Origin of the sequence: Pedobacter sp., assembly GCF_031119335.1 — a bacterium.
In the GTDB taxonomy this organism is placed as follows: Bacteria; Bacteroidota; Bacteroidia; order Sphingobacteriales; family Sphingobacteriaceae; genus Pedobacter.
This window is the reverse complement of sequence record NZ_JAVHXT010000011.1, coordinates 62,171-88,559: the sequence shown is the minus strand read 5'-3', so window position 1 is coordinate 88,559 and position 26,389 is coordinate 62,171. Positions and strand designations below refer to the sequence as shown.

The following is a 26,389-nucleotide window of genomic DNA, read 5'->3' as shown; positions in this document are numbered from 1 at the left end:
TATTTATTGTTTTATGTTAATTACTTGACATCGGATAATGAACTTACTTCCTAAATATTGCCACTAGGTTTTTGTCATTTTGGGTCATGCTCTTGATATTCCTTTTGGCCATTTTCAACCTACTGTCTGTGAACTTTTCATCAAGCTTGCCAAATACGGTTTGCTCGTTAATATCTGCTTGAACGAGATTATACTGACTATGGGTCGCAAACACGACTGTATCGCCCTCTACTGCCGTCACTTTCCATAAAACAAACTGGTTTTCAGCATTACCTTTAACCTGATACACGTCGCCAATTTTTGGATTACGGATATAACCACCGGTTTTATCAAAGGCATTAATTAAAAAAATAGAGAATATTAGTACGCCAATTATAATCAAGCCCGAAAAATGTGTAAGCGGCGTTTTAGCACTACTTTTTTGACTATTTACATAACTACGGCTTTGTGGGCCGAGTTCTCTTTCGGTTAAGGTTTGCTTGCAGTGCGGGCATTGGGTCATGCCTTTTTTGCCAAGCGGAAATATCGGTATCCAAAAAATATGGAAATAACTGCCCGTGTATACTAAATTTAGTTTACCTGTGTTGCAATGACTACAGGTATGCTGCGTGCCAACTGCACTTAAAAGTTTTGTTCTTGTTCCAAAAATAATCATGTTGTTTTCGTTAGGTTTATGTCTTTTATAATTGTTTAAAGTTTAATCTCTTTAGATTTGCAATACACTCTTATCTGCAAACTTTTCTTTCCGCCTTTCGATAATTTCCTGAAAATTTATTTGGTCGCCTTTTGTATCGTTTTCATCATCAAATACAGCATAGCTTAAAAGTTTTTTGCCATCTCGCTCGTACATATTCATTCTAAAACCCATATTTACAATGTTACAAACGCCTTTTTCTCGCTCGGCAATTAACACATACTCTGTTATCACTTCATCTGTTAAGCTGCTATTTCTCCATACGCTAAAATGACTCCAGAAAAAACTCTCGCCGTCTATAAAATCATTGTAAAAGTTGGTTATTTGCATTCTGTGTCTTCTCGAAATAGAAATGATAATCTTGTCGGTGTTTAAGTTGGCACAAGCAGCATTAACAAAATTGATGTCAAAGATTTTCTCATTCGAATAATCGCCAGGTTGATTGAAGAAAATTATACCATTCCATGTTTCAGTTGTAAACAAATCGAATTCCACTTGGGCAATGTTATTTCGCCACTCATAAATTAAGTGTTTCAACTGTTCAAATTCTGACTTTCGTACATAGGTTATTCTTTCGTCAATATCTTGAACAAAAGTTAGGGCCAAATCTCCGCCTAATGGTAAATGATAAACGATATCATAATTTTGGGCGTCGATATTCTTAATTCTCGGGTAAACCTTGTACCTAAATTTTTCTTCAATGGTATGTTCGTCGCTCAATTTAGGTTCTGGCAAATCCCCGTCTTTTTTTCCGAATAGGTTTTTAAAAAAATTCATTTTAAGGTTATAGTTTTTTAAATCTTGCCCTTTCAGGGCGTTTCTTTTTTACTTATATACCCAAGGCGATGCCTTGGTTTATCATAAATTTCCCTTTCAGGGAAGTATGCATCTTTGTCTAATTATATAAATCTAAAAAGGCTGAAAGCTTAAATTAGCCTAAGAAGCATGCGGGCTATTATCGGCTTTCAATTTTCCTTTCAGGGGAATACACATTTGTCTAATCAATTCTTGTAATTGCATAACTCAAAAAGGCTGAAAGCCTTATTTACGGTAGCCTAGGGCAACGCCTTAGGCTAACACGCCATGCAAATTCGCCCTGAAAGGGCAGTCTAATATTTGTTAATTTCTGCAATTACATTACTTTCAGATTTGAAAAGTGCTCGCCCATAATTTTCATAAAGTGTTTTGCCACTACTTTATTTCGAATAATTGATTTGGTGTTGCTCATAAAAAGTGCTGATAAACCAGCGTTTTCTTCTACACCTGCCGACAGGTAATCGTAAAAAACCAGGGAAATTGTTTTATCTGCTACGTTTAGTTTAAGCATATACTTTTTCAAATCTTTCAATCCTATAGATGAAAACACTTTCTGTTGGGCATCTTTCTTTTGATTTAATTCTTCGATAGAAGCAGTTAACAAGCTGTCTTTCTTGAACACAAAACGCTCCGAAACCTTTCCATCGGTATCAGTATCTAGCAAGTGTAATTCATCGCCAACAATTACCAAATACTTTGGTGTGTTTACCGTATGAAATTTCACCATGCCTGCTGTGGCCAAAGTTTTTAAAGAATTTTTAGCGGTGTCTTTCAATTGGTCTTTCATGCTATAATCCGTTATTGCAGCCATAAAAGCATCTATAGAAGCACCTAGATACTGCTTTCGTACAATAGCGAAATCTTTATATAGCAATTCGTTGTGATAAGAACTTATGTTTGCAAACTCTATATCGAGATTTAAGCTGTTTAGGGCATTAGCTATTTTTTCTTTTTTATGTTTTTGAAACATGAATACTGCAACATAAACAGCTATCACAAGACCTATTATTACAAAAATTTCTGCTGGCATAGACATTAGATTTTGATTAAAAAACTGCGGTTTGACTATATTTTCTCTATAACCACATTAGTAATATCATACGTGTAGTCCATCTCGCTCGAATTCGTTTCTTTTTTCTCGCCTTTTCTGCTGTATTTCAGAAGACCCGTCAGTTTTACTTTGTCGCTAAGGGTAAGTTTGTTACCATCTTTGTCGAAAACTACTACATCTTTACTCTCAAACTTTCTATCGGTGCCATTAATTAAAATCGAATTTTTGCCCTCGCCGTAATTCATAGTTACAGTAAGCTTCTTGTTACCATTTAAGATAATGATGAAATCGTTGTACGCTTCAAATTCCATGCTGGTAGTGCCGCCACCAGTTCTGGTCAAAAAAGGGGCGTTTAGCCTGCCTTCAAGTTCTATGGTCTTTCCATCGTTATCATAGCTAGTTTCTATTTCTTTAGCCAGCCTAACACTGCTATTGTTGTAAAAAAATACTAAGAGTACAAATACTCCGAATGCTACAGCTAAGATTGTTTTAATTGTTTTCATAATTTGTTTTTGTTAGATGTTGTTAAATTGTTTTGTTTTTTTATCCCGAGGCTTTGCTTTGGGTTATAATAAATTTCCCTTTCAGGGAATATGCATTTCGTCTAATTGCATAACTTAAAAAGGCTGAAAGCCTTATTTACGGCAGCCTAGGGCAACGCCTTAGGCTAACAAGCCGTCCAAATTCGCCCTGTAAGGGCAGCATAATCACGTCCATAAATAATTTTCATCAAATTCGATTTCATACTCTTTTAAAAATTGCACGTATTCATCCTTAAATGTTTTTGTTTGATGATGTACCTTTTGGTTTTCTATATACTTTTTTACCTTCTCTACTACCGATTGGCTAACGGAATAACCTGCATAACCACCTTGCCACGCAAACTGATGATAGCTTTCGCCTTTGGTTTTTATCCACCGACTACTATTGCGTTTTATCTCCTCAACAAATTTGGCTAACGCGATATTTTTTGACATAGATGCTAAAATGTGGATATGGTCTTTTGTACCATTTATTTTGATGGGAATGGAGCTGTTTTCTTTAATAATTCCTCCGATGTAGGCATAAAGCTCTGGCTCAACGTCTGGCTTAATGAACGGTTGATTGTGTTTTGTATGAAAAATAATGTGTACATACATTTTTGATAATGATTGTGACATAGCTTTTCTATTTTTACCTAAGGCATAAGCCTCGATTTATTATATTGCCCTTTCAGGGCGTTTCTTGTTTTACTTCTATACCCAAGGCGATGCCTTTGGTTACAATAAATTTCCCTTTCAGGGAACTTTCATCTTTGTCTAATTATATAAACCTAAAAAGGTTGAAATCCTAAATTAACCTAGGAAGCGTGCAGGCTAACATCGGCTTTCAAGTTTCCTTTCAGGGAAATGCACATCTTGTCTAATCAATTCGTGTAATTGCATAATTCCAAAAAGGCTGAAAGTCTTATTTATGTTAGCCTAGGGCAACGCCTTAGGCTAACACACCATGCGAATTCGCCCTGAAAGGGCAACATAATCACATCCACGGTTATCCAATCTTATTGATAATATGTTCCGTTTCGTCTATAAATCTTTCAATCCCTTTGGTTTTGCCAAAATCTCTAAGCTCAAAGCTCTCCCTAGTTTTACCGTCAGCTTTTTTGAACAACAATTTCACGTCTGTGCCATTATACATGCCATTTGTGGTACTTCTAGTTATCGAAAAGTTGTGAAATTCTGAAAGTGGATATTTCTTGAAAGTAATCCGGTAAAACTTAAAAACCAGTTGTTTGCTGTGTGTATCGAAATGTGCTTGTTTAGAGCAGAGACCGATTAAAAGCAGCAGCACACAAAAAGAAATAATCATGTACTTCATGTCATCGCCATTGGCGGATGCTGCGATGAAATAATAATAGACCGTTGCACAAAAAAACAAAGAAACTACAGCCAGACCCAGCCCAAATTGTCTAAACGGATTGGTGTGCACATGGTATTTGCCATCTTTATAAGTGTAATATTCGAAATTCCCAGCGGTTATATCTACATTCTTTTCGACAACAGGACTGCGGCTACCCGATATTGCATTTTTTAGTGCAGGCAGCACTTCTATTACAAATTGCGGTACAGCTGGCGACAGAAAAACGCCCTTTCCAAATTTATCACCTTTTATACTAATGAAATAGCCCATTTGCGTTGCCATATTTTTATGGACAATGCTGTCAATCTCGCTAAAGTGCATCAATCTTTTACTACCGAAAATTCCTTTTTTATAAACTTCGGAAGTGATTAAATTGAAGGATATATGGTTCTTCGCAAAAACCAACATCGGTATACCGAATATTAGTCCACTAACTGTAGCCGAAATACCAACAAACCTTAGAATAGTTGTAAATGTTGCACCTTCCATACCTGCCACCAGGAACACCGGTACAATTAGCAGGACAACGTATACGATGGCAAAAACGATTAACAGATTATACTTTGGATAGATGCGTATTTCGCTTTGGTCTATCTTGTACTTACATTTTTTCAACATGTTTTTCTTTTGGTAAGATGTAGGGTTAGCTTATTTTTTCGTGGTTAACTACTCGCCCCAGCCATAATCAACTGCTCTACAATTTCATTGTAACCTTTTTCAGAAGCATAATGCAATGCCGAATGTTCATCGTTATCTTTTTCGTTTACATCAGCACCGCTATCAATTAGCAATCCACTTACTTCATTAAAGCCACAAATAGCCGCTACAATTAATGGCGTTTCGCCTTCGTTGTTTTTACTGTTGATGTCCATTCCTTTTTCTACCAATAGTTTTACAATTTCCTTATTACCTCTACCACTGCTATAGTGCAAAACCGAGTTACCATCGAGGCGTTTTAAAGTCATATTCGCATCTGCGTTAAGCAGTTGTTGGGCAACTCTCAAGTTATTTTGCATACAGGCCAACACCAAAGCACTATCTCCATTATCATTAACGGCGTTGATGTCTATGGTACTTACTTTTAGCAACTCGCCAACAACTTCCGCTTCGTTGTTCCAAACCGCCTGATGTAATGGCGTATTCCCGGTATTGTTTTTATCATCGGTCCCGCCAACTAATAAAGCAACGGTATCACGTAAACCTCGACTGGTTGCATAATCCAAGGCGCTATGACCGTCGTTATCTTTTATGCTTTTATCAGCCCCTTTAGAAAGTAGAAACTTTGTAAACTCAGTTCTTCCCTCTGCCAGAGAATAAATCAATGCCGTTTTACCTTCTTTATCGGTAGCATTAATATCTGCTCCATTATCCAACAAGACCGTCACAATTTCTTTATTTCCGCTTTGCGAAACCATGTGTAAAGGTGTGGTGCTCTGGTTATTCGCCAAGTTGATATCGGCACCACCTTCTACCAAAATCTTCACAATATCTCTTGCCCCCTTTTGACAAGCATAGTACAGGGCAGTGTTGCCCATTGTATCACGTTTATCTAAGTTTATGCCGCCTTTTTTTAGCAAAGTTTGTACAATTGCTTTCTGGTTGTTTTTACAGGCGTTTAAAAAAATAGAATCCATTTTATATAGTTTTTTGATTGATTTGCATTTTTAGTTAAAAGTTGGCTGGGACGCCAACTTTGGAACCCTATTGTTGGCGTCCCAGCCAACGATTATTCTGTTCAATTTTTTTACATTTTCTCCAGCAACCAAGCCACTAGCGTTTCGTTATCGCGTTCTCCAGCGTAATCCAACGCAGTTTTTCCATCGTTATCTTTTGCCTCAATTAATAAATTTCCAAACTCTGCCAATAGCTCGCAGTAGGTTTTAGCCACCGATTTATCCGAATTATTTACAGCATACATCAAAGCGGTTCTGCCTCGTTTGTCGAGCAACTCGGTTGATGCACCTTGTTCTAAAATGGTAACAAGGTTTTTTTCTGCCCTGCGAGCATCTGTAGCACATAAGTACATTAGTGCAGAAACGCCATCGCGATTGGTTTGGTTGACATTAGCATCTGAGTAAATGGCTTCTTGCACCAAAACAGATGCAATGGTATCGCCATTGTAGAGCGTTAAACTGTCGGCAAACTTGGCAGAAATAGTTAACAAAGTGTTTTCTTCATCATCCAAAAGTGAATTAATGTCAAAGCCCGAGGCTAAATAAGCCTTCAAAATCTTCTGAAAAGTTTTCTCTTTAAAGCGCTCGAAATTGGTGTTTACGCTAGAATGTGGCGTGTACAAATACCTAAAAGGATGCCAAGATTTGCTATCACGAAGCGTGGCATCTGCACCATTTTTAAGCAATAAATCCGTAATCTCAAAACGATGCTCCATCATGGCAATCGCCAATGGCGTCATTCCGTTATGTTTGTCGTGTTCCTTATCGCAGGCATCATTTAAATTTTCTCCAAGTTTAATCAGTGCAGCTAAAGCTTCAAGGTCGTTTTTGGCACAAGCCTGATAAACATCCATACCACCGGCATCAAAATAAAGCGGCACTGTTTCCTTGTCCTCGTAATTTACGCCTTTTAAAATGGCACCAATAGATTTAGCACCGTAACGGATAGCCACATCAATGGCGGTTTCTCGCTCATTGTTCTTTTGTAGCGGGTCTATACCGTATTCCATTGCAGTGTAAGCGAAGCTGATACAATAATTTAAACGCTCTCTGTTGATATTAAAACGCCATTCTAACTGTGCCCGTTCTTGTGCTTGTCTTGGATTTTCAGCATCGAAATCTGGATTGTTTTGATGAATGGTCAGTTTTTCTAAAGTATTAGCATATTCATCAAATATTCCTTTTGCATATTGGGCACAAATGTGTAATAAGGTATTGCCATCGCGGTCAGAAAAATCCATTTTTGCGCCAACTTCCTGATAGGCTTCCAGCATTTTATAGTAACCAATTCTGGCGCCAAGCATTAGAGCGGTATCGCCAGCGCTGTTTTTACGCAACGAACTTACCTTGGCCTCCAACAGTTTTTTGGTACAGTTGTAAATTGCTTCATCAGGAATGAAATAATCGTAAGTGCGAGTAGGCTTGGCCAAAAAATGTAAGGCAGTATTCCCATCGTTATCTTCTAAACCTGCTGCTCGCCAGCCTTGTGCTAACAACTCATCTATCATTTCGGCGTTGGCAAAACCACAAACTTGTTCCCAAACTTGAATTTGTTCCACCTCGGTTGCTTCCGCAATTTCCGACAGATACATTTCTTTAATTTCTTCAGTAGATTTGCCTTGTAAATAGGCCTGCTCTATATAGTATAAATTCATATTTTTCTTAGGTATTTGATTTTAATATCGCTAAGGCCTCTTGTACATTTTGACATTTGTCCATATCTGGCAAAGCCGAAAGTCTAATAACTTCCTGCCAATTTCCTAAAGCTAATTGAACATCAACCAGTAACCTGCGGATGCGCAACTTCACTAAACTGTTGTTCAGTGCTACAGCAGTTTCAATTAACGCAGAGCGATATTGGGAGTTTTCATACTCATGTTCCAATAACCCCTTAGGTAAATTAGTATTGGATTGATGTGAAATGGAAGGCGTGACCTGAGTTAATGCTTCAATTAATAATGATGTTGCCTTGGTATATTCTTTCGCGAAAAAGTGGCACAGCGCCATATTGTACATTGCCGCAACCGATTTACATTCCTTTTGCTGGCACAAAGTGGAAAATACAGCGTAGGCGAAGCCCCACTGAGCGGTATTGATGTAAATTAAGCCATCAGCAAATAATTGCTGTGGCTGCGACAAAAGTGCATTTGCACCTATCGGCTTTGCCTTGCCATCGTACATTTGTTTTTCATTAGGTTCGATAAAAATATAAATTATTTGTTAATTCCTAACATTAGGAATTAATTTTATTTTAGGGTAACTCGTTATATTCCTTAAATTTGTAAACGAAAAATGAGTGAAGACAGAAAGAAAATAGCAAACGGCACAACAAGAAATAAAGAGCGTACCAAGCAAAGAATGATTGATGCAGTGGGCGAGGTATTGAAGGAAAAAGGATACGCCGGCTTAACTATCAATAATATTGTAAAAAGGGCTAATGTAGACCGCAAACTAGTTGCGCATTATTTTGGCAATGTAAATCATCTCATCGATGAATATTTGTACCAACGAGATTATTGGATGACTAAAGTTGCGCCTAAATTAAGCGCCATTATTTCGCAGGCAGAAGAACATCGTGAGCAAGTAATCGTTTCCCTTCTACACACACTTTATGATGAAATAAGTGGCTCTCCCGATTTTCAAAAGATTTTAAGCTGGCAAGTAAGCGAATATCAGGATAGTCTTAGAAACCTCGTTGAAAGCAGGGAGGATTTAGCAAATGTATTCTTTAAAATTACTGATAGTGATTTTGAAGGTACAGATATAAACTTTAGAGCAATGTGTGCCATACTGATATCAGGTATTTATTACTTGATATTAAGTGCTAATGTAAACGGAGCACCATTTTGTGAAATCGACATTAATACTGATGAAGGCAGGGATGCGATTAAAAATTCACTATCTAAAATGGTAAGTTTGATTTATAATGATATAGCCAATAAAAGCTAAAGCCCCAATTTTATTGAGGCTTTAATTTTTAAGTTAATTATGTTGGTGAAATAACTCTTTACCTACGTTGCAAAGGTTAATCTTTCATAATGTTCTCTTCTTCTGCATTTTCAATAGCAATTGGACTAGTTGCCCGTAAATATTTCTCTTGATCAAATTCGTTCTCGCTTTTAGCTATTACGATGGCAGCAATACCGTTGCCTATCATATTTGTAATGGCCCTAGCTTCACTCATGAATCTATCTACTCCTAACAGGATGGCAATATGTTCAACCGGCATAATCTTCAAAGCAGTTAAAGTACTTGCCAGCACAATAAAACCACTACCAGTTACACCCGCAGCTCCCTTACTGGTTACCATGAGTACTAGCATGATAGACACTTGCTCGCCTAGTGTGAGATCTATACCAAAAACCTGCGTTAGGAAAATGACCGCCATGGCGAGATAAATTGATGTTCCATCGAGGTTAAAGGAATATCCCGTAGGAATTACCAAGCCAACGACAGATTTTTCGCAACCAATATCTTCCATTTTTTTCATCATACTTGGTAAAACCGATTCTGACGAAGAAGTACCCAACACAATCAGAATTTCCTGACGGATGTATTTCAAGTATTTCCACAAACTGAATTTATAATAGCGGCAAATGGCATTTAAAACCACAAAAATAAAAAGAAAGCAGGTTAGGTAAACAGCGCCCATCAGCTTAGCCATTGGTAGTAAAGAATGCAAACCAAACTTGCCTACGCTATAGGCCATTCCTCCAAAAGCCCCTAGAGGAGCTAATCGCATAATTACCTTCATCATGTTAAACAACACCTTCGAAATCTTATCAAAAGTGACCAAAAGTGATTGCCCAGTTTGTCCCATCTTACTTAATCCATAACCAAATAGAATAGCAAAAACTAAAATTTGAAGGATTTCGCCTTTAGAAAAAGCTTCGAATATGTTTTTAGGGAAAATGTGCGCAATAAATTCTAACCAGTTAATTGAACCTGCTTGTTCTGTGTAGGTTGCTATTTTTGCTACATCGCCCGCAGGAACCTCAACACCCACACCAGGTTTCATCACATTAGCTACAAACAAACCAATTATAATAGCCAGTGTAGTTACAATTTCGAAATAAAGTAGAGCCTTGCCTCCTACTACACCCACTTTTTTCATATCGCCCATGTGGGCAATACCTAACACAATGGTAAAGAATATGATAGGCGCAATCAACATGCTAATCATATTGATAAAGCTCTTGCTAATTAGCTCGGCATGCGGCGCAAATCCTGGGTAAAGAAAGCCGACTAAAATACCTAGCGAAATGGCAAATAAAACCTGAAAGGTAAGGTTTGAAATAACTTTTCTCATTTGTGGTCTGGTTTGAAGCTGGAAATATAGAAACTTAATTTTAAAATATTTTAAAAACGAATTGCAATTGAATAAAAAAGATTAGCATTTGATAAAAAAAGCACAACGAATTTGTTTCATATATCTCCTCTGTAAAAAATATCTTCATCAGCACGAGAAAGATCAATAATTCGTTGTTTATATTGACAACGAATTTATCTAAGTTTGCATATATCATAAAACGATGGGTAGAATTAAGTTTGTTTTGTTAGCTTTAATATGCATTGGTGCTATAGGATACGCCTGTAAAAAGGAGCCTGTAGATAGCAAACTCTTTGTAGAACGATACCTGACCGGAAGTGATTTTACCCGTTGGCCAATTCAATCTTACGTAAAGCTAGACTTTAAAAACGGTGACACTTTAGTTAAAGACACGGTTGATTTAGCGATAGATACAGCAATTTTCCATAGTAACCTTCAATTGATTAGGGGAACCGAAGTGGTCGGCTTTAATGTTGATGCAGCTGGAGAAAATATCACTTTTGCTACCCAGCCAGATAGCACTTGGAAAATAGATTATGTGCGTCCAAATACATTTAAGCTTGTGCACGAACGTAGAGAAACCGTGGGCACCGATGTAATGACTTATAAAATTGAGCAGATTTTCAAGAAGTAGCCTATTTGGAAATGCCTACAGAAGAAAACTGCAAATCGTACAGTTGCTTGTAATAGCCATCCAACTTTAACAGTTGTTGATGGGTTCCCATTTCCTTAATTTCTCCCTTTTCTAGCACGATAATCAAATCTGCTTTTTGGATAGTGGATAATCGGTGTGCAATAACGATTGCGGTTCGCCCTTCCATCAACTTATCAATGGCATTTTGTATCAGCATTTCTGTTTCTGTATCAACCGATGAGGTAGCTTCATCTAGCACTAAAATAGCTGGTTTGTAAACCAAAGCCCTGATGAACGATATGAGCTGTGCCTGCCCTGCCGAAAGTGTAGCACCTCTTTCCATCACATTGTAATGATAACCGCCCGGCAAACGCTCAATAAATTCGTGTGCACCAACTTTTTTGGCAGCTTCAACCACTTCTTCAAAACTTATTTCGGGGTTGTTAAGGGTAATGTTGTTATAAATGGTGTCGGAAAAGAGAAATACATCTTGCAGTACCGTAGCGATGTTTTTCCTTAAATAAGCCAGCTCGTAATCGTCAATTGAATTTCCATCTATGGCAATGCTTCCTTTTTGTATTTCGTAAAAACGGTTAAGGATGTTGATGGTAGAAGACTTTCCCGCACCGGTTGCGCCAACCAAAGCGATAGTTTGTCCGGATTTCACTTCAAAAGAAATATCCTTAAGCACATACTTTGTATCTGTTTCTCCGTCTTGATCGTAACTGAACCAAACGTTCTTGAAAGCGATATTACCATCCAGTTTCTGCGGCGCTAAAGTTCCTCTATCTTCGGTTTTCTCGTTCGTGTCTAGCACTTTAAATACACGTTCGGCACCCACCATGCCCATTTGCAGGGTATTAAATTTATCAGCTAATTCCCTTATCGGTCTAAAGAGCATATTGATAAACATGATAAAAGTGGTGATGATACCCGGCTCTATCGACGGATTGTTAAGGATAGTTTTTGATCCATACCAAATCAGTAAACCTAAAGACATGGCCGAAATGAGCTCTACTACCGGAAAAAAGATAGAATAATACCAATTGGAACGGATATTGGCATCGCGATAGCGGGAATTTATTTTCTTAAATTTTTTATATTCTTGATCTTCCCTCGCAAAATATTGGATGATGGCGATACCGCTGATGTGTTCCTGTAAAAATGTATTCAGATTAGAAACTTCGGCACGAACTTCTTGAAAAGCAACCTTGATGGCCTTTTGGAAAATTCTAGTTGCAATAATTAAAAAAGGCATTGGCACCAGCACAGCTAATGTAAGCTTCCAGTCCATGTAAAACATGATGCTGGTGATGACAACTACTTGCAGCATATCGCCAATCATGGCAATCAAACCCTCCGAAAATATATCTGCAATGGTTTCCAAATCGGAAACGGTACGGGTAATAAGCTGTCCTATTGGGGTTTTATCGAAAAATTTAAGCCTTAATTTGGTGATATGATTGAAAACATTGATCCTTAAATCTTTAATAGCAGACTGTCCCAATTTGTTTGTGAGCAAAGTATGTGCATATTGAAAAGCGGTTTGCAGTGCCAACAAAACCAACATCAAAATGGTGATATTTAGCAACCCATGATAATCACCTTTAAGAATATGCTGATCTAATGTAAAGCCGACCAACATTGGACGGACGGGAGCAATAGCAGCCAATAATATCGTTAACAAAACCGACCAAATAAAGATAGCACGGTAAGGCTTTACGTAGGCCATTACCCGTTTCAGTAAGCTAAAATTAAATGCGTCTCCTGTTACTTTTGACATCTTTTATAATTTTGAATGATTGAATGTTGGTTAAGCGCATAACCGTCATTTTCCCATTTAGTCATTTCATCATTCAATCATTTTTAACGTACGGATACTCTACCGCCACCAAATACAGACCACAAGCGGGAACAGATTGCCCAGCATTGCTTCTGTTTTTGCTTTCTATAATTTGCTTTACATCTTCAACTTCGATATCGCCCTTGCCAACCAATACCAACGTACCCACGATCGCTCTCACCATATTACGCAAAAATCTGTCAGCCTTAATGGTAAAAATCAAACCACCGTCATCCCGCACTATTTTAGCATAGCTGATTTTGCAATTGTTGGTAAAGGTTTGCGTATTCGATTTACTGAAACAAGAGAAATCTTGGTAAGCCAACAAAATTTGCGCTGCTTCGTTCATTTTTTCTACATCTAAACTGCCTTTGTACAGCCAAGACCTATCTAACTTGAACGGATCTTTTCGGAAATGTAGATGATATTTATATTCTCTAGCAGTTGCATCGAAACGGGCATGGGCATCATTTGTTACCTCAAAAATTCGGTAAATGGCGATACTGTAGGGTAATAGCGCATTTACGCCCTTAGTTGCATTGTCTATCTGCCTTGTGCCAACATTTACCAAATCGAAATGGGCATAAAATTGAGTGGCATGCACACCAGCATCTGTTCTACCGCAGCCTAAAGAAATTACTTCTTGCCTAAAATAGGTGCTTAAAGCCTTATCTAAACACTCTTGTACGGTAATGCCGTTAGGTTGTGTTTGCCAACCGTGAAAATCAGTACCATTATAGCCGAGCTCTACGAAATATCGCTTTGTTTCCAATGGCGCAAAAATAAGCTTTGAATTTGTAAACCACAAAGACACGAAGGCACAAAGAGGTTATTTACAATAATTGCTGGTGCCCAACATTGCAACAATTTAATAATAAAACAATTCATCAATTAAACAATTAACCGTAATTTTGCCTTATTATGATACAAAGAATTCAGTCTATTTGGCTTTTGTGTGCTGCTTTTACCATTTTATGCCTATTGTTTATACCTACATTGGGTGCTGTTGCTAGTGGTGGATATTATACCTTATATGCGTCAGGCTTAAAGATTGATGGCATAGCTAACCAAGCAACCAATTATCCTCTTCTTATTAGTACCGTTTTAGCGGGGCTGATTAGCTTGGTCAACATCTTCAATTTCCGCAATAGGAAATTACAAATCCGTATTGCATCTTTTAATATTGTTCTAATTTTGGCTTTGTCGTTTTGGATGTCGCAATTAGTTAATGGTTTACCTGCATTAACCACACTTGATATAGAACCAGGTTTATTTCTACCTATAGTTGCTATTATTTTTACCCTTTTAGCCATTAGAGGCATTAAAAATGATGAAAAATTGATCCGCTCTGCGGATAGACTGCGTTAAAATTCGATTAAAATTTAGTTTTAAATTGCCTAAACATCAGTTTATCACTACCTTTAATATAATTTTTCACCCTTTTAAACCTTCTTTATGAAAAAAATTTTACTTTCATTATTATTTATAAGTGGATTTGTTGCTAGTGGATTTGGGCAGATTTTTTCGCAGAATTTCGCAACCGAAGCAACAAGCGCTGAGGTTTCTGGACTATATGTAAGTAGTAGTGCTCCCGGAAATTCTAAATTTACTGCTATTTCGACGTCTACAAATTCTTCGGCTAGCGTGGTAGGAGGCAAGCTTATCATAGACAAAACGTCAACTTCAAGCAACCTTGCGACTATTTCGTATGGTGGAGCCGCAATTTCTTTAGGATCTCAAGTTTTAAAAATTAAATTTTCTTTTCAAGTTAATGGAACACCAAGCGCAGGTGCAGGCTTTACTGTTCTTGCAGGAAGCACCGCTTTAGCAAACAATAATACTGTTCAATCTGGCGCAATGGGTTCTCATAGTAGATTTGCTTTTACATATACGGGCAACCCTGGAGAATACACTGTAAAACCTGTGGGTTTTGGAACTGCCTCAGCAGCTTTTAGCGGAGCACAAACAATAACGTTTGTTATAAACAATCTAACCAGTGGAGGCAGTCTTTCTTACGAGGCTCCAAACGGAAGCAGAGAAACACTTCCTAACGACACATGGGATCTATGGATTGGAAACACAAGGGTTTTTAACGATGTAGCTGCTGATGGACCAACAAATTCCTTAGACAATTTTAAATTAGTAACCCCTTCGAGTGCGGTTGTTGCTAATGTTTCATTTGATGATTTTGTTGTCACTAATGAAACAGAACCTACTACTCTTCCCGTTTCCCTAACCTCTTTCACCGCCAAAGCCAACCTTCAAAACATAGACTTAGCTTGGAGTACTGCAACAGAAACTGATAACTCACATTTTGATATTTTACGTTCTGGTGACGGCAAAACATTTACCAAAATTGGCGATGTAAAAGGAAATGGAACAACTGATATTGCTAAAAACTACACTTTTATTGATAAAAATGCTCTACCTGGCGTTAATTATTATCAGCTAAAACAAGTTGACAACAATGGAAATTTGGCGCTTTCTGAAGTTGAAGCAGTAAAATCTAATGTAGCTGCCAGTAATTTAAAAGTAGCGGCAAGCAAGCAAGATGGTACAGTTAAGCTAACTGTTTTTGCAGCAAACGAAGGCAAAGCTACTTTCAAAATTTATGATTTGAATGGTCGGAAAATAACCGAACAAGCTTTAAATTTAAGCAAAGGATATTCTAATGTTTCTGTTCCTTTTAATGGAGGTAACGGTTTGCATATTGCTTCTTTAACCACCGCTACAGAAACGGTTACACAGAAGTTTATTCAGTAAGATTTTTTTTAGACTTACGAAGTTTAACCTTAGCTTGTTTATTATTTTTCAATGGTAAGGTTGAGGGCTACGCCATTTTGAAACTTCGTAAGTCTTCATCAACTATACAAAGTCAGTTCTATTTAAGACTGGCTTTTTTTTCCGATTTTCTATATTTTTTGCTGACCATAGAAGAAATTTACCTGTGGTTGGTGTTATCACGATACCACATACAACTAAACACTACAATAGTTGGTGATAACACCAACCATAGGGAAATTTGTTTACCCACACAAACTTGGCGCATAGCCGGTTCACCTGTGGTTGGTGTTATCACCATACCACATACAACTAAACACTACAATAGTTGGTGATAACACCAACCATAGGGAAAATAATGATAACAGAACCCTGGAAGGGTGATATTATCTTTATATCAAGCTTAACCCGAACTCACGTTAAGTTAACCTCCATCTAAATCAATCGTCAATCTTTTTTTGCCATGCTGCTATTTAAGCTTCACAAAGTTTATAGCAATGCCGGTTGTTAAATAGCCCCGATTGAACGAATGCCGATTTTATCGGCAGCAGTGAAAGCGGGACTTTCGGGAGTGTTTAGCAGTAAAAATGCGCTTCTAATACCTCAACAAGGCAACAAACGGAAGCACACAACCTATAACTTTCTTATTTCCAATTTATTAAGCTTAAAACATTTTACTTACAACTATATATATTACCAATTATTAACCGTACCTTTGCGCCTTAATTTAAAAATGTTATAATGATAAACCCATTTAGTAAATTGGGGATAAGTGATGACGTTGTTAATGCCGTTAAAGAGCTAGGATTTGAAAATCCTACGCCTATTCAGGAGCAAGCCATTCCTGTACTGTTAGAGGGTAGTAACGACTTTGTTGGTTTGGCCCAAACAGGAACAGGAAAAACAGCCGCATTTGGTTTGCCGTTGTTAGAATTAATTGACTTTAAGAGCAATAAGCCACAGGCACTTATTTTGTGCCCTACACGTGAGCTTTGTCTGCAGATTGCAAACGACATCAGAAATTTCTCAAAAAACACGCCTAATGCTAGCGTTGTAGCCGTTTACGGTGGCGCGAATATTATGCAACAACTACGTGAAATACGCAATGGCGTACAAATTGTAGTGGCCACGCCCGGCCGTATGTTAGATATTATTGGCCGTAAAGCCATCGATTTTTCTAACGTGAAGTATGTAGTATTAGACGAGGCGGATGAAATGTTGAACATGGGCTTCCAAGAAGACATCAACGACATCCTTTCTACTACACCAGACGAAAAGAAAACTTGGTTATTTTCTGCTACTATGCCACCAGAGGTGCGCCGTATAGCTAAAAATTACATGGAAAATCCTACGGAATTGACCATGGGAACCAAAAACACAGGTAACGTAAATATTGAACACGAGTATTATATTGTTAAAGCTCGTGATAAATATGCTGCTTTAAAACGTATTGTAGATTACAACCCAGATATTTTTGGTGTAGTTTTCTGTAAAACGAAAATGGATACGCAAGATGTTGCCGAGCATTTAATTAAAGATGGTTACAACGCTGATGCTTTACACGGAGATTTATCTCAACAACAACGTGATAAGGTAATGCAACGTTTCCGCGACCGTAACATGCAATTGCTAATTGCTACTGATGTTGCTGCTCGTGGTATTGACGTGAACAATGTAACGCACGTAATTAATTACGCTTTGCCTGATGAAATTGAAAGTTATACCCACCGTTCTGGCCGTACTGGTCGTGCTGGTAAAACTGGTGTTTCTATCTGTATCATCAACGCTAAAGAAACTGGCAAAATCCGTCAGATTGAAAGAATTATTGGTAAACAATTTACAAAAGCAGAATTACCTACAGGTTTTGATGTTTGCGAAAAACAATTGTTCGGCTTAATTCACCGGGTACATAATGTAGAGGTTAACGAAGAGCAAATCGACAAGTATATGTCGAGAATTAACGACGAATTTGCTGATTTGAGCAAAGAGGAAGTGATTAAGAAATTTGCTTCGTTAGAGTTTAACCGTTTCTTAGAATATTACCAAAACGCACCAGATCTTAACCTAAGCGCTGATGATCGTTTCGACAGAGGCGAACGTGGAGAGCGTGGCGACAGAAGAGAACGTGGTGAGCGTTCTGGCAGAGGTGCTGAAGCAGGTTATGCTCGCTTGTTCATCAATGTGGGTTCGGTAGATGAGTTTACCAGAGGTGATTTATTAAGTTTTGTTTGTAACCATGGCCGTATTAGCGGTAAAGCTGTTGGTAAGATAGATTTAAAAGGTGTTTTCTCTTTCGTAGAAGTTGAAAGCGCAACTGCTGAAACTTTGATGGCTAACTTTAAAGACGTACAATACAACGGTAGAGAAGTTAGGATTGAAATGAGTGGCGACGCTCCTCGTAGCAGCAATCGTGGTGGAGACCGTGGTGGTCGCGGTGGATTTGGCGGAGAACGAAGAGGCGGCTTTGGTGGCGAACGTCGTGGCGGTGGTTACGGTGGCGACAGAAGAGGCGGTGGAGATCGTTCTGGAAGCGGAAGAAGAGATCGCGGAGAGCGTGGTGAACGTTCTGGCGGCGGAAACAGCGAAGGTGCCTTCAGAGATTTCTCTGGTCGCAGTCGTGAAGAAAGAGGCGGCGGTAGCGGTAGACGCGAAGGCGGAAACGGCGACAGAAGACGTAGATCTTAGTTAGCATTTGCAACTATATAAAAGTAGAAAGCCCCGAAAAATTTTCGGGGCTTTCTACTTTTATAACTACTTCTCTCCTTTTCAAGGAGAGATCCCGATTTATCCTATCGTGTGGACACATCTCGTTCCTCCCCCCTTGAATCCCCTCCGAAAATCGGAGTAAACTCTCCAAAGGGGGACACGTTGCGGTTAAGCATTTTGCATATCCCCCTCTCCGAGAGTTTATTCCGACTATTCGGAAGGGCAGGGGGAGGAAAATAACATTTCCCAATATTTGTGTCCACACGATAGGATTTATCTGGAGAGAGGTTAGTGAAATTCCATCGAACCTCTCCCTAGCCCTCTCCTTAGAAATGAGAGGGAATTAAGATAGTGCAAAAAAAACTTACTGAACCGGTCTGTTCCTAATTTCACTAGCCTTTAAATATACCTTCGCTCCTTTTTTGTTTACGTAGTACTTTCTGTTTTTACTATCGATGTAAACGTTAGTACCATCAGGCGCCATTTTACCTTTATAGGTTTGGTCGGCCACTTTTGCACTACCTTTTACAGCAACTTCCGCTGTTTTGTTACCAACTGCATTTGCACCTTTCTCAACAGCCTTACCTGTTTTTTGAATTGCCTTTCCTACTTCTGTTTTTTTCTCTTGAGCGCTAGCGCTGATTGTAAATAGGCTAACTGCTACTGCGGCAGCAAAACCCAATAAATATCTCTTTTTCATTGTTTTAAATTTTGATGAATAGAGAACAAACGATAAATGGATTTGGTTTTTACGATAAAATCATGCTGTATAATTTGAAACACGATCTCATCTAACAATATTAATCTCGTATCTTTCGAGTATTAAGACGCGATACTGATGAAAAAGCAGCTTTATTTATTTTGTCTGTCCCTATTTTTATTTTCTTGTAATCCGGTTCGTAAAATTCTCGAAGGCGGCAAACTAAAAGAAACATCCTTTGTAGAGAAAATTCCATTTACATTCGACTTTGGGCTTCCAATTGTTATTGTAGAAATTGAAGGCAAAACCTATAACTTTTTATTTGACACTGGTGCACCAACGGTTATTTCACCAGAATTACAAGCGCTTTTGAAATTAGAACCAAAAACAGTAGGCAAAACATCCGATTCACAAGGCAATAGCAGCCAACAAGCATTTGTAAAAATTCCAAGTATGAAAATTGGAAACTTGAATTTTGAAAACATAGGAGCTACAGTTATTGATATGAAAAAGGTGTTTGAATTTAAGTGCATGAACTTTGACGGAATTATTGGAGCAAACCAAATGGAAAAAGCAATTTGGCAAATAGACTACAGAAACAATATTATTACTGCTAGCAACAACATTTCAAACTTCAATATCCCCAAGCATACCGAAATATTGAAATTCGCCCCAAGAAAAGGGCAAAAAACACCAAAGGTTATGGTTAAAATTGGAAATAAAGCCATGAACACCACGTTTGATACAGGCGCCACAACTGATTTTAGTTTTCCTTTTGAAACCTATAAATCTGAAATTGAATTTTTAACAGGAACGGAAGCTATAGGCAGCTCTAGTTCTGGCATTTACGGCACGAACAAAGGTCCTATTACAACTTATAAAAAAATCCCCAAATTTACCCTAGACAATATTCAAATAGCAAATCAGATCGTAACTTTTAATGAAGGCTCTAGTGCAATCATTGGAAATGCTTTTTTCAAAAACTATAGATTGATCTTAGACTGGAAAGAAAACAAAATCTATATGATTAAAGAAGTTGAGATTAAAAACGCTACACTTGAGACCTTTGGCATTGGGTTAAGATACATCAACAATCAACCAACCATTGCGAAAATATTTAAAGGCACTGATGCAGATAAATCAGGATTGCAGATTGGCGATAAAATAATTGCTATTGACGATCGAGACGTCTCCAACCTAACAGAAACTGAGGCCTGCAATTATACATTTAATAATATTTTATCAGGAAAAGAATCGAGAAATATCACGGTACTGAGAGAGGGTAACAAGCGAGTTTTCAATTTAAAAAAAGCGATAGTTCTTAACTAACTCAACTTCTCCGTCAACATTTTCATTTCTGAGTGAGGCGATTTTCGTTCGTATAAAATTTGATAAACCGCTTCACAAATTGGCATCTCTACTTGATACTTTTCGTTAATGTGATGCATTGAACTTGCAGCGTAGTATCCCTCAGCAATCATGTTCATTTCCAATTGGGCAGATTTTACCGTATAGCCTTTGCCAATCATATTGCCGAAAGTACGGTTTCTGCTAAACTGAGAGTAGGCAGTTACCATTAAATCGCCTAAGTAGGCAGACTCTTTAATATCTCTTTCTATCGGATGCACTACACCTACAAACCTCTCAATTTCGCGGATGGCATTAGAGATGAGTACTGCCTGAAAGTTATCACCATAACCAACACCATGACAAATACCACTAGCCACAGCATAAATGTTTTTCAAAACCGCAGCATACTCTGTTCCAAAAATGTCATCAGAAATATTGGTTTTAATGTAACGGGTGTTTAAGTAGCTGGCAAATGTTGCTGCGCAGGTTAGTGCTGAACACGCAATTGTTAAATAAGACAGTTTTTCTAATGCAACTTCTTCTGCATGGCACGGACCACTAATAACAATGATATCTTCATATGGCAATTCATATATTTCGTGTAGAAAGTCGCCGATAATAAGGTTATGCTCTGGAACAATGCCTTTAATTGCCGAGACTACCTTTTTCCCTTTTAGTTGTGCCGGCGTAATATCTTTCAAACTATCCTTTAAAAATGCCGCAGGAACGTTTAGAATTACATAATCTGCTTGAGCAATGACATAGGCTAAATCTGAAGATACATTTTCTGGCTTAAGCTTAATCTCTACCGCACTTAAATAACTAGGGTTATGCTTGTAGTTTCTGATATGAGCAATAGCTTCTTCGTTTCTCATCCACCAAAAAATTTCCTTCTCCACCTCATTATCGAGAGCGTTATCAAGAGCGTTATCAGAAAGCATTTTAATAATTGCGGTTGCCCAACTTCCTCCTCCAATCATCGCTATTTTAGGTGTGCTCATATTATATTTATACGAATAATTTTTAAATAGGGGTAAAAACAAAAGGTTTAAAAAAATGCAATCGCACTTCTTTAAACCTTCGCAAAAATAATTAAATATTATGATTTGTACCGTTTACTTTTTATTTCCAGTACTAAACAATTTGTCTTTAGTAGTCTTTTCTACTTTCAAGCCATCTTTCAATTTATTTTGGATAGCAGAATAAGGTCCCGAAACAATCTGCTGGCCAGCCTTTAACCCTGTTTTTACCACAATAAATTGATCGTTTTGGATGCCAGTAGTTACCTCTGCCTTTTTAACTGTTGAAGCTTTTTCATCAAACAGATACACAAACTGTTTAATTTGCTTATCGGTTAGCTTGTTTTTTTGCTTCTCACTATCTTGTGTGCTACTTCCCTCGCCTTCTGTTTTATTTTCCGTAAAAACAGATTGAATTGGAATAGCCAAACCTTTCACCGTTTCACTCTCGATATCAACCGTAGCAGAAAGGCCTGGTCTAAATGGAGAAGGCAAATCTTTTGCACCGCCTTTTACGGTATTATATGATTCTTGCAACAACCTCACCTTTACCGAGAAGTTAGTTACTTGATCTACCGAAGTAGTTGTTGTACCAACGGCAGTAGAAGAACTAGCGATTTCGGTAACTAAGCCTCTAAATTTCTTGCCAGCAAAAGCATCTACTTCAACGGTTGCACTGTCGCCCAAGCTCACTCTGTTGATATCGTTTTCATTCACATCAACATTTACTTCCATATTGCTTAGGTTAGAAATACGCATGATTTCTGTACCTGCCATCTGCGAGGTCCCCAGAATACGGTCACCAAGCTCGATAGAAAGTTTAGAAACTACGCCATCAACAGGAGCATAAATAGTAGTTCTTGCTAGGTTAGCGCTAGCCTCTTTAACACTTGCACCAGTTTGCTCCAAATTGAACTTAGCACCAACTACACCTTCCTTTGAACTTTCTAAAGTAGATTTTGCGGTTAAATAAGCTGCTTTTGCATTATCAAATTCAGCAGCAGAAATTACCTTTTTATTATAAAGTTCTACATTACGTTTGTAGGTAGCATCTGCATTTGCAAAATTCGCTTGCGCTTGCACCAACTGCTGCTGCGCCGAAGCTACACTTGCTTTTTGTGCATTATAAGATGCAACGCTGCGCTCATAACTAGATTGTAAGATATCTGGGCGAACTTTACACAACAACTGACCTTTTTTAACAATATCACCTTCTTTTACCAAAAGCTCAGTTACCTCACCCGAAACTTCAGAACTTAACTTCACTTCTGTTTCTGGCTGTATTTTACCACTCGCCGTTACCGTTTCAATTACCGTTTTATCACCAACTTTTTCTACCGTAACCTTTTCAATCTTCTCTTTTCCAATTACACCGGTAAGACTTAAAATTACGACTATAGCTAAAATTGCCCCTAAGCCTATTAAAATATGTTTTAACTTCATGTTTGTATTGTTGTATTGTTAATTATTGAAAGGTTCAAAAGTTGGAATATTGCAAAATTGAAAACCGCCAACCGAAAACTGTCATTTATTTTTTCCTAAAACGTAATTTGTTTTCCTAAATAGTAATCTATCACTTTAGACTTGAATAGCAAGTCGTACTTGGCTTGTATCATATCTATTTCTGCTTTATTTCTATTGGTTTGAGCCGTACTAAACTCTACAGAGTTTGCTAACCCTACATTATAACGTTGTTCTATTACGAAAAAAGCATCTTTTTGTGCCGCAAACGCATTAGTGGTCGATTCGTATCTGCTCTCGGCTGCTCTTAAATCGGCCACTGCCTGAAAAATAACTTTATTAAGGTTATTCCTCGAAAGCTGCTCATCTACTTGCGCATTTTGGTAATTGATCCTCGCTCTTCTAACATTTGAGCGAGCAGTAAAGCCATTAAATACAGGGATAGATAGGCTGAAACCTACAAATTGATTAAAGTTATCTTGAATTTGTGAGCCAAATGGATAATTCGACAAGGTTCTTAAAATATCCGGTGTTTGCGTTACAACTGGTTGCTGCGTACCTCTAACTTCACCTATCACAATTTCTTTAAAACCATTATTTACTTCTGTCACTTTTGGTTTTATACTAGAATAGTTTGTTCCTAAACCACCACCAAAAGATAAACGAGGATAATAAGTTCCACGAGCAATATTGATACCTCGTTGTGCTGCCTGAGTTCTTAAAGATGCCAATTTGATATCGGGAAAAACACTAATTGCAGTAGCAACCACCTCTGGTGCGCTGTAATTATTTTTTGCGTAAGTTATTGCATCTACCAAAGGAGCCTGCACTTCAAATTTATTATCAGATGGCAACTCCATTAACTGGTTAAGCGTAAGGTAAGATATAGCCAAATTATTCTGTGCATTGGTTACTTCCAATTCCGAAAGTGCTACTTGCGATTTAGCCTGTGAAACATCTGCCAAGGTTTTATTACCCGCATCTAATAATTGTTGTTGCTGGTTTGCCGTTTGCTTAGCTACTACCAATTGCGCTTCTGCCGCTTTCAACAAATCTTTATTAAACAAAATTTGCATGTAAGATGTTACTACCTGCAGTATCAAGTCGTTTTTAACTTTCTCTACGTTCGCCTTATCAGCATCTAACAACAGCTTGTTTTGTTTAATCTGATTAACTTTCTGTCCACCTGCAAATAAGTCTACACTTGCATTTAAGCTTCCGCTGGCGGCATTAAACTGCTGACTGATGAACTGGTTGGTAGATGGATCAATACTTCTACCGAAGTTTCTATTTCCATTGATGTTTCCGCTAATAGAAGGCAGCAATGCATTTTTTGATTGCCCGTAGTTCTCATCGGATAGTGCCGCACTAAACTGTGCCTGTTTTACCTGTAAATTGTTTTGCAAGGTTTTGTCTACCGCTTGCTGTATGGTAATCAGTTCTTGGGCATTTGCCGCAAAACCAGCAACAGACAAAGACAATGCAGAAAATACAAAGCTTATTTTGGAAAATTGTCTCATAAATTAGTTCACAATTATAACATAAACTACAGATGGTTTCATAAATTTTTAAAACAAGCTTAAATATTTAATTTTACAGCATGTATACTGTTAGGCCACCCTTTTTTCTTAAATGGTTTTATCCCAATTTAATTTGGAATAAAGAGCATAAAGATACCAAAGAAAAAGTCGTTTATCTCACCTTTGACGATGGCCCCATACCAAATGTTACAGATTTTGTGCTAAATACCCTAAAAAATTTCGGTATCAAAGCAACTTTTTTCTGCATTGGCGATAATATACAAAAACATCCACAAATCTTCGAACGTATTAAAAATGATGGCCACGCCGTTGGCAACCATACTTACAATCACCTAAAAGGATGGAAAACTGAAGACAACGATTATATTGCAAATTTCTGGAAATGCCAAGAATTGACTGCAACCAACTTGTTCCGTCCACCTTATGGAAGGATCAAAAAAAGCCAAATCAGTCAATTAATTAACAGTTGGCAGTTAACAGTTGGCAAGGAACTGAAAACTGAAAACCGAGAACTGCAAATCATCATGTGGGACATCCTTAGTGGCGATTTCGACCTCAAACTATCTCCCGAAAGATGTTATCAAAATGTGATTAGCAACGTACGAAATGGCTCTATCATCGTGTTTCACGATAGTTTAAAAGCTTGGGAAAGATTAGAACACGCTTTACCAAAAACCATCGAATATCTTTTGGCGAAAGGGTATCGTTTCGAAACGCTGTAAAAAGATTTAGAAAAGCAGTGTATTCCTCAGTTAGGTTACCATACTCCCGCTTTCCGCTAATACCGATAAAATCGGTACGCTTCAATCGGGTTTAAAATGCAAAGACTGTGCAAATGAACCAAGTTAGCCTAGCTAAACACTTATGGATTTCTGCAAATATTTTCATCCTTAACACAGAAATTAAGAACAAATCCTATTTTAGCCTTTCAATCAAACCGATTATGAAGAAATTATCTAAATCAATTTTATTGCTCTCTAGCCTACTATTTGCATTTTCTGTAAATGCACAAGAAAAAGAATTTACCGTTAGCACAAAAAGGAACGACGATAAAAGTGTAAGTCTCATCGCAGAAAAAACTTCTCCTGGAACCTACACCGTTGTTCTAAATTTCAGAGAACTCACTAACAGCAGTGTTGGCAACCCCGTTTACAGAGTGAGAAATAGTGGAGAAAACTTCCTTACCTTATCTCCCGACAATAAGAACCAAAGCATTGGCATGTCGTACAGTTATAGCTTTATTAGAGGCGAGCTGAACCCTAAATTTAATCCGCTTTTTTTATATGCACTGCCTTATGGCAAGGGAAAGAAAACTAGAGCAATAGAGTCTACTTTTTTAAGAGCAACTTATTTTGGTTCTTCTACCCCAGCCGACTGGAAAGCTTACAGATTTTACACCGAAGAAGCTGATACCGTAACAGCCATAAGAAAAGGAATTGTTGTTAGTGTGTCCGACATCCATGACCAGGATACCAAAGATGTAAAATATACCAGCAAAGTAAATACGGTTATTGTAGAGCATGCAGATGGCACACTAGCTAATTACAAAGGCTTCAAAAAAGGCATTTTCGTAAAAGAAGGGCAAACTGTGTTTCCAGGTACGCCACTGGGAATGAACGATATTACAAACGAGCGTTACGGTATTTCCCTGATGATTACTTATTTAAAATCTTCAAACTTCGGTGGTAACAAAAACACAGATTCTAAAGATAGTGAAAGTCTTTATGGTTTTATCACTCCTTATTTCTGTACCACAGAAAATGCAAATGGAATGTTAACCAGCCAAAAATATTATAGCTCGGCAATAACTCCAGAAGTGATCCAAAAAGAGATGACCAAAAAAGAGCTCAAGAACTTAGGAAAAAAGTAAAACTTCCAATCTAGTATTACT

The 26,389-nt window shown here is 37.8% G+C and carries 24 protein-coding genes; 8 read left to right on the top strand and 16 right to left on the bottom strand.

Features of this window, described 5'->3' with window-relative positions:
* Nucleotides 1-43 precede the first annotated feature (43 nt).
* The 9 genes from REI64_RS12680 to REI64_RS12640 form a co-directional block, all read right to left on the bottom strand.
* Nucleotides 44-655, bottom strand: a complete 612-nt coding sequence (locus REI64_RS12680) for a zinc-ribbon domain-containing protein (protein WP_308850501.1) — start codon at nucleotides 653-655, stop codon at nucleotides 44-46.
* A gap of 51 nt (nucleotides 656-706) precedes the next feature.
* Complete coding sequence (locus tag REI64_RS12675; protein ID WP_308850500.1) at nucleotides 707-1,471, bottom strand: hypothetical protein; 765 nt, start codon at nucleotides 1,469-1,471, stop codon at nucleotides 707-709.
* A gap of 355 nt (nucleotides 1,472-1,826) precedes the next feature.
* The gene (locus REI64_RS12670; RefSeq protein WP_308850499.1) at nucleotides 1,827-2,540 is read right to left on the bottom strand and encodes a hypothetical protein; all 714 of its coding nucleotides are present in this window, start codon (nucleotides 2,538-2,540) and stop codon (nucleotides 1,827-1,829) included.
* Between the two features lie 35 nt (nucleotides 2,541-2,575).
* Nucleotides 2,576-3,064 (bottom strand): hypothetical protein, encoded by a 489-nt coding sequence (locus tag REI64_RS12665; RefSeq protein ID WP_308850498.1) that lies wholly within the window; start codon nucleotides 3,062-3,064, stop codon nucleotides 2,576-2,578.
* Between the two features lie 204 nt (nucleotides 3,065-3,268).
* Nucleotides 3,269-3,721, bottom strand: coding sequence for an IS200/IS605 family transposase (gene tnpA, locus REI64_RS12660; RefSeq protein WP_308850497.1), 453 nt, complete (start codon nucleotides 3,719-3,721; stop codon nucleotides 3,269-3,271).
* Between the two features lie 370 nt (nucleotides 3,722-4,091).
* Nucleotides 4,092-5,078 (bottom strand): hypothetical protein, encoded by a 987-nt coding sequence (locus tag REI64_RS12655; protein ID WP_308850496.1) that lies wholly within the window; start codon nucleotides 5,076-5,078, stop codon nucleotides 4,092-4,094.
* Between the two features lie 44 nt (nucleotides 5,079-5,122).
* On the bottom strand, nucleotides 5,123-6,094 hold the full coding sequence (locus REI64_RS12650; protein WP_308850495.1) for an ankyrin repeat domain-containing protein: 972 nt from the start codon (nucleotides 6,092-6,094) through the stop codon (nucleotides 5,123-5,125).
* Between the two features lie 110 nt (nucleotides 6,095-6,204).
* Nucleotides 6,205-7,788 (bottom strand): ankyrin repeat domain-containing protein, encoded by a 1,584-nt coding sequence (locus REI64_RS12645; RefSeq protein WP_308850494.1) that lies wholly within the window; start codon nucleotides 7,786-7,788, stop codon nucleotides 6,205-6,207.
* A 7-nt stretch (nucleotides 7,789-7,795) separates the two neighbouring features.
* Nucleotides 7,796-8,314, bottom strand: coding sequence for a hypothetical protein (locus REI64_RS12640; RefSeq protein WP_308850493.1), 519 nt, complete (start codon nucleotides 8,312-8,314; stop codon nucleotides 7,796-7,798).
* Between the two features lie 111 nt (nucleotides 8,315-8,425).
* Between REI64_RS12640 and REI64_RS12635 the strand changes: the two genes are divergently transcribed.
* The gene (locus REI64_RS12635; RefSeq protein ID WP_308850492.1) at nucleotides 8,426-9,082 is read left to right on the top strand and encodes a TetR/AcrR family transcriptional regulator; all 657 of its coding nucleotides are present in this window, start codon (nucleotides 8,426-8,428) and stop codon (nucleotides 9,080-9,082) included.
* Between the two features lie 76 nt (nucleotides 9,083-9,158).
* Here the strand turns inward: REI64_RS12635 and dctA are convergent, their stop codons facing one another.
* A complete protein-coding gene (gene dctA / locus REI64_RS12630) occupies nucleotides 9,159-10,442 on the bottom strand; it encodes a C4-dicarboxylate transporter DctA (protein WP_308850491.1) in 1,284 nt (427 codons plus the stop codon).
* A gap of 223 nt (nucleotides 10,443-10,665) precedes the next feature.
* Between dctA and REI64_RS12625 the strand changes: the two genes are divergently transcribed.
* A complete protein-coding gene (locus tag REI64_RS12625; RefSeq protein WP_308850490.1) occupies nucleotides 10,666-11,097 on the top strand; it encodes a hypothetical protein in 432 nt (143 codons plus the stop codon).
* A 1-nt stretch (nucleotide 11,098) separates the two neighbouring features.
* Here REI64_RS12625 and REI64_RS12620 read toward each other — a convergent pair whose 3' ends face one another.
* Together REI64_RS12620 and truA are read right to left on the bottom strand one after the other, a co-directional pair.
* Entirely contained in the window at nucleotides 11,099-12,880 is a 1,782-nt protein-coding gene (locus REI64_RS12620; RefSeq protein ID WP_308850489.1) for an ABC transporter ATP-binding protein, read from the bottom strand.
* A 73-nt stretch (nucleotides 12,881-12,953) separates the two neighbouring features.
* Nucleotides 12,954-13,712 carry a tRNA pseudouridine(38-40) synthase TruA gene (truA, locus tag REI64_RS12615; protein WP_308850488.1) on the bottom strand — a complete coding sequence of 253 codons (759 nt, stop codon included), beginning with the start codon at nucleotides 13,710-13,712 and terminating at the stop codon, nucleotides 12,954-12,956.
* A 149-nt stretch (nucleotides 13,713-13,861) separates the two neighbouring features.
* On the opposite strand from truA, the gene REI64_RS12610 reads away from it, so the two are divergent.
* The 3 genes from REI64_RS12610 (at nucleotide 13,862) to REI64_RS12600 (ending at nucleotide 18,406) form a co-directional block, all read left to right on the top strand.
* Nucleotides 13,862-14,308, top strand: coding sequence for a DUF4293 domain-containing protein (locus tag REI64_RS12610; protein ID WP_308850487.1), 447 nt, complete (start codon nucleotides 13,862-13,864; stop codon nucleotides 14,306-14,308).
* An 87-nt stretch (nucleotides 14,309-14,395) separates the two neighbouring features.
* Nucleotides 14,396-15,703 carry a T9SS type A sorting domain-containing protein gene (locus tag REI64_RS12605; protein WP_308850486.1) on the top strand — a complete coding sequence of 436 codons (1,308 nt, stop codon included), beginning with the start codon at nucleotides 14,396-14,398 and terminating at the stop codon, nucleotides 15,701-15,703.
* A 759-nt stretch (nucleotides 15,704-16,462) separates the two neighbouring features.
* Entirely contained in the window at nucleotides 16,463-18,406 is a 1,944-nt protein-coding gene (locus tag REI64_RS12600; RefSeq protein ID WP_308850485.1) for a DEAD/DEAH box helicase, read from the top strand.
* A 385-nt stretch (nucleotides 18,407-18,791) separates the two neighbouring features.
* On the opposite strand, the gene REI64_RS12595 is transcribed toward REI64_RS12600, so the two are convergent.
* Nucleotides 18,792-19,127: a hypothetical protein gene (locus REI64_RS12595; RefSeq protein ID WP_308850484.1), complete on the bottom strand. Its 336-nt coding sequence runs from the start codon at nucleotides 19,125-19,127 to the stop codon at nucleotides 18,792-18,794.
* A gap of 138 nt (nucleotides 19,128-19,265) precedes the next feature.
* Here REI64_RS12595 and REI64_RS12590 point away from each other — a divergent pair, with 138 nt between their 5' ends.
* A complete protein-coding gene (locus REI64_RS12590) occupies nucleotides 19,266-20,456 on the top strand; it encodes an aspartyl protease family protein (protein WP_308850483.1) in 1,191 nt (396 codons plus the stop codon).
* On the opposite strand, the gene REI64_RS12585 is transcribed toward REI64_RS12590, so the two are convergent.
* The 3 genes from REI64_RS12585 to REI64_RS12575 form a co-directional block, all read right to left on the bottom strand.
* Nucleotides 20,453-21,478: an NAD(P)H-dependent glycerol-3-phosphate dehydrogenase gene (locus REI64_RS12585; RefSeq protein ID WP_308850482.1), complete on the bottom strand. Its 1,026-nt coding sequence runs from the start codon at nucleotides 21,476-21,478 to the stop codon at nucleotides 20,453-20,455. The genes REI64_RS12590 and REI64_RS12585 overlap by 4 nt on opposite strands.
* Nucleotides 21,479-21,592: 114 nt before the next feature.
* The gene (locus REI64_RS12580) at nucleotides 21,593-22,939 is read right to left on the bottom strand and encodes an efflux RND transporter periplasmic adaptor subunit (RefSeq protein ID WP_308850481.1); all 1,347 of its coding nucleotides are present in this window, start codon (nucleotides 22,937-22,939) and stop codon (nucleotides 21,593-21,595) included.
* Nucleotides 22,940-23,034: 95 nt separating this feature from the next.
* Nucleotides 23,035-24,477: a TolC family protein gene (locus REI64_RS12575; protein WP_308850480.1), complete on the bottom strand. Its 1,443-nt coding sequence runs from the start codon at nucleotides 24,475-24,477 to the stop codon at nucleotides 23,035-23,037.
* A gap of 80 nt (nucleotides 24,478-24,557) precedes the next feature.
* Here REI64_RS12575 and REI64_RS12570 point away from each other — a divergent pair, with 80 nt between their 5' ends.
* Together REI64_RS12570 and REI64_RS12565 are read left to right on the top strand one after the other, a co-directional pair.
* Nucleotides 24,558-25,220 (top strand): polysaccharide deacetylase family protein, encoded by a 663-nt coding sequence (locus tag REI64_RS12570; RefSeq protein WP_308850479.1) that lies wholly within the window; start codon nucleotides 24,558-24,560, stop codon nucleotides 25,218-25,220.
* A gap of 113 nt (nucleotides 25,221-25,333) precedes the next feature.
* Complete coding sequence (locus tag REI64_RS12565) at nucleotides 25,334-26,368, top strand: M23 family metallopeptidase (RefSeq protein ID WP_308850478.1); 1,035 nt, start codon at nucleotides 25,334-25,336, stop codon at nucleotides 26,366-26,368.
* The last annotated feature ends 21 nt before the right edge of the window (nucleotides 26,369-26,389 follow it).

Coding starts and splice junctions, on each gene's coding strand:
- REI64_RS12575 (WP_308850480.1), bottom strand. CDS start 24,477: ATGAGACAATTTTCCAAAATAAGCTTTGTATTTTCTGCATTGTCTTTG.
- REI64_RS12680 (WP_308850501.1), bottom strand. CDS start 655: ATGATTATTTTTGGAACAAGAACAAAACTTTTAAGTGCAGTTGGCACG.
- tnpA (WP_308850497.1), bottom strand. CDS start 3,721: ATGTCACAATCATTATCAAAAATGTATGTACACATTATTTTTCATACA.
- REI64_RS12605 (WP_308850486.1), top strand. CDS start 14,396: ATGAAAAAAATTTTACTTTCATTATTATTTATAAGTGGATTTGTTGCT.
- REI64_RS12585 (WP_308850482.1), bottom strand. CDS start 21,478: ATGAGCACACCTAAAATAGCGATGATTGGAGGAGGAAGTTGGGCAACC.
- REI64_RS12645 (WP_308850494.1), bottom strand. CDS start 7,788: ATGAATTTATACTATATAGAGCAGGCCTATTTACAAGGCAAATCTACT.
- REI64_RS12610 (WP_308850487.1), top strand. CDS start 13,862: ATGATACAAAGAATTCAGTCTATTTGGCTTTTGTGTGCTGCTTTTACC.
- REI64_RS12640 (WP_308850493.1), bottom strand. CDS start 8,314: ATGTACGATGGCAAGGCAAAGCCGATAGGTGCAAATGCACTTTTGTCG.
- REI64_RS12620 (WP_308850489.1), bottom strand. CDS start 12,880: ATGTCAAAAGTAACAGGAGACGCATTTAATTTTAGCTTACTGAAACGG.
- REI64_RS12665 (WP_308850498.1), bottom strand. CDS start 3,064: ATGAAAACAATTAAAACAATCTTAGCTGTAGCATTCGGAGTATTTGTA.
- REI64_RS12635 (WP_308850492.1), top strand. CDS start 8,426: ATGAGTGAAGACAGAAAGAAAATAGCAAACGGCACAACAAGAAATAAA.
- REI64_RS12570 (WP_308850479.1), top strand. CDS start 24,558: ATGTATACTGTTAGGCCACCCTTTTTTCTTAAATGGTTTTATCCCAAT.
- REI64_RS12650 (WP_308850495.1), bottom strand. CDS start 6,094: ATGGATTCTATTTTTTTAAACGCCTGTAAAAACAACCAGAAAGCAATT.
- dctA (WP_308850491.1), bottom strand. CDS start 10,442: ATGAGAAAAGTTATTTCAAACCTTACCTTTCAGGTTTTATTTGCCATT.
- REI64_RS12625 (WP_308850490.1), top strand. CDS start 10,666: ATGGGTAGAATTAAGTTTGTTTTGTTAGCTTTAATATGCATTGGTGCT.
- REI64_RS12590 (WP_308850483.1), top strand. CDS start 19,266: ATGAAAAAGCAGCTTTATTTATTTTGTCTGTCCCTATTTTTATTTTCT.
- REI64_RS12670 (WP_308850499.1), bottom strand. CDS start 2,540: ATGCCAGCAGAAATTTTTGTAATAATAGGTCTTGTGATAGCTGTTTAT.
- REI64_RS12600 (WP_308850485.1), top strand. CDS start 16,463: ATGATAAACCCATTTAGTAAATTGGGGATAAGTGATGACGTTGTTAAT.
- REI64_RS12580 (WP_308850481.1), bottom strand. CDS start 22,939: ATGAAGTTAAAACATATTTTAATAGGCTTAGGGGCAATTTTAGCTATA.
- REI64_RS12595 (WP_308850484.1), bottom strand. CDS start 19,127: ATGAAAAAGAGATATTTATTGGGTTTTGCTGCCGCAGTAGCAGTTAGC.
- REI64_RS12655 (WP_308850496.1), bottom strand. CDS start 5,078: ATGTTGAAAAAATGTAAGTACAAGATAGACCAAAGCGAAATACGCATC.
- REI64_RS12565 (WP_308850478.1), top strand. CDS start 25,334: ATGAACCAAGTTAGCCTAGCTAAACACTTATGGATTTCTGCAAATATT.
- REI64_RS12675 (WP_308850500.1), bottom strand. CDS start 1,471: ATGAATTTTTTTAAAAACCTATTCGGAAAAAAAGACGGGGATTTGCCA.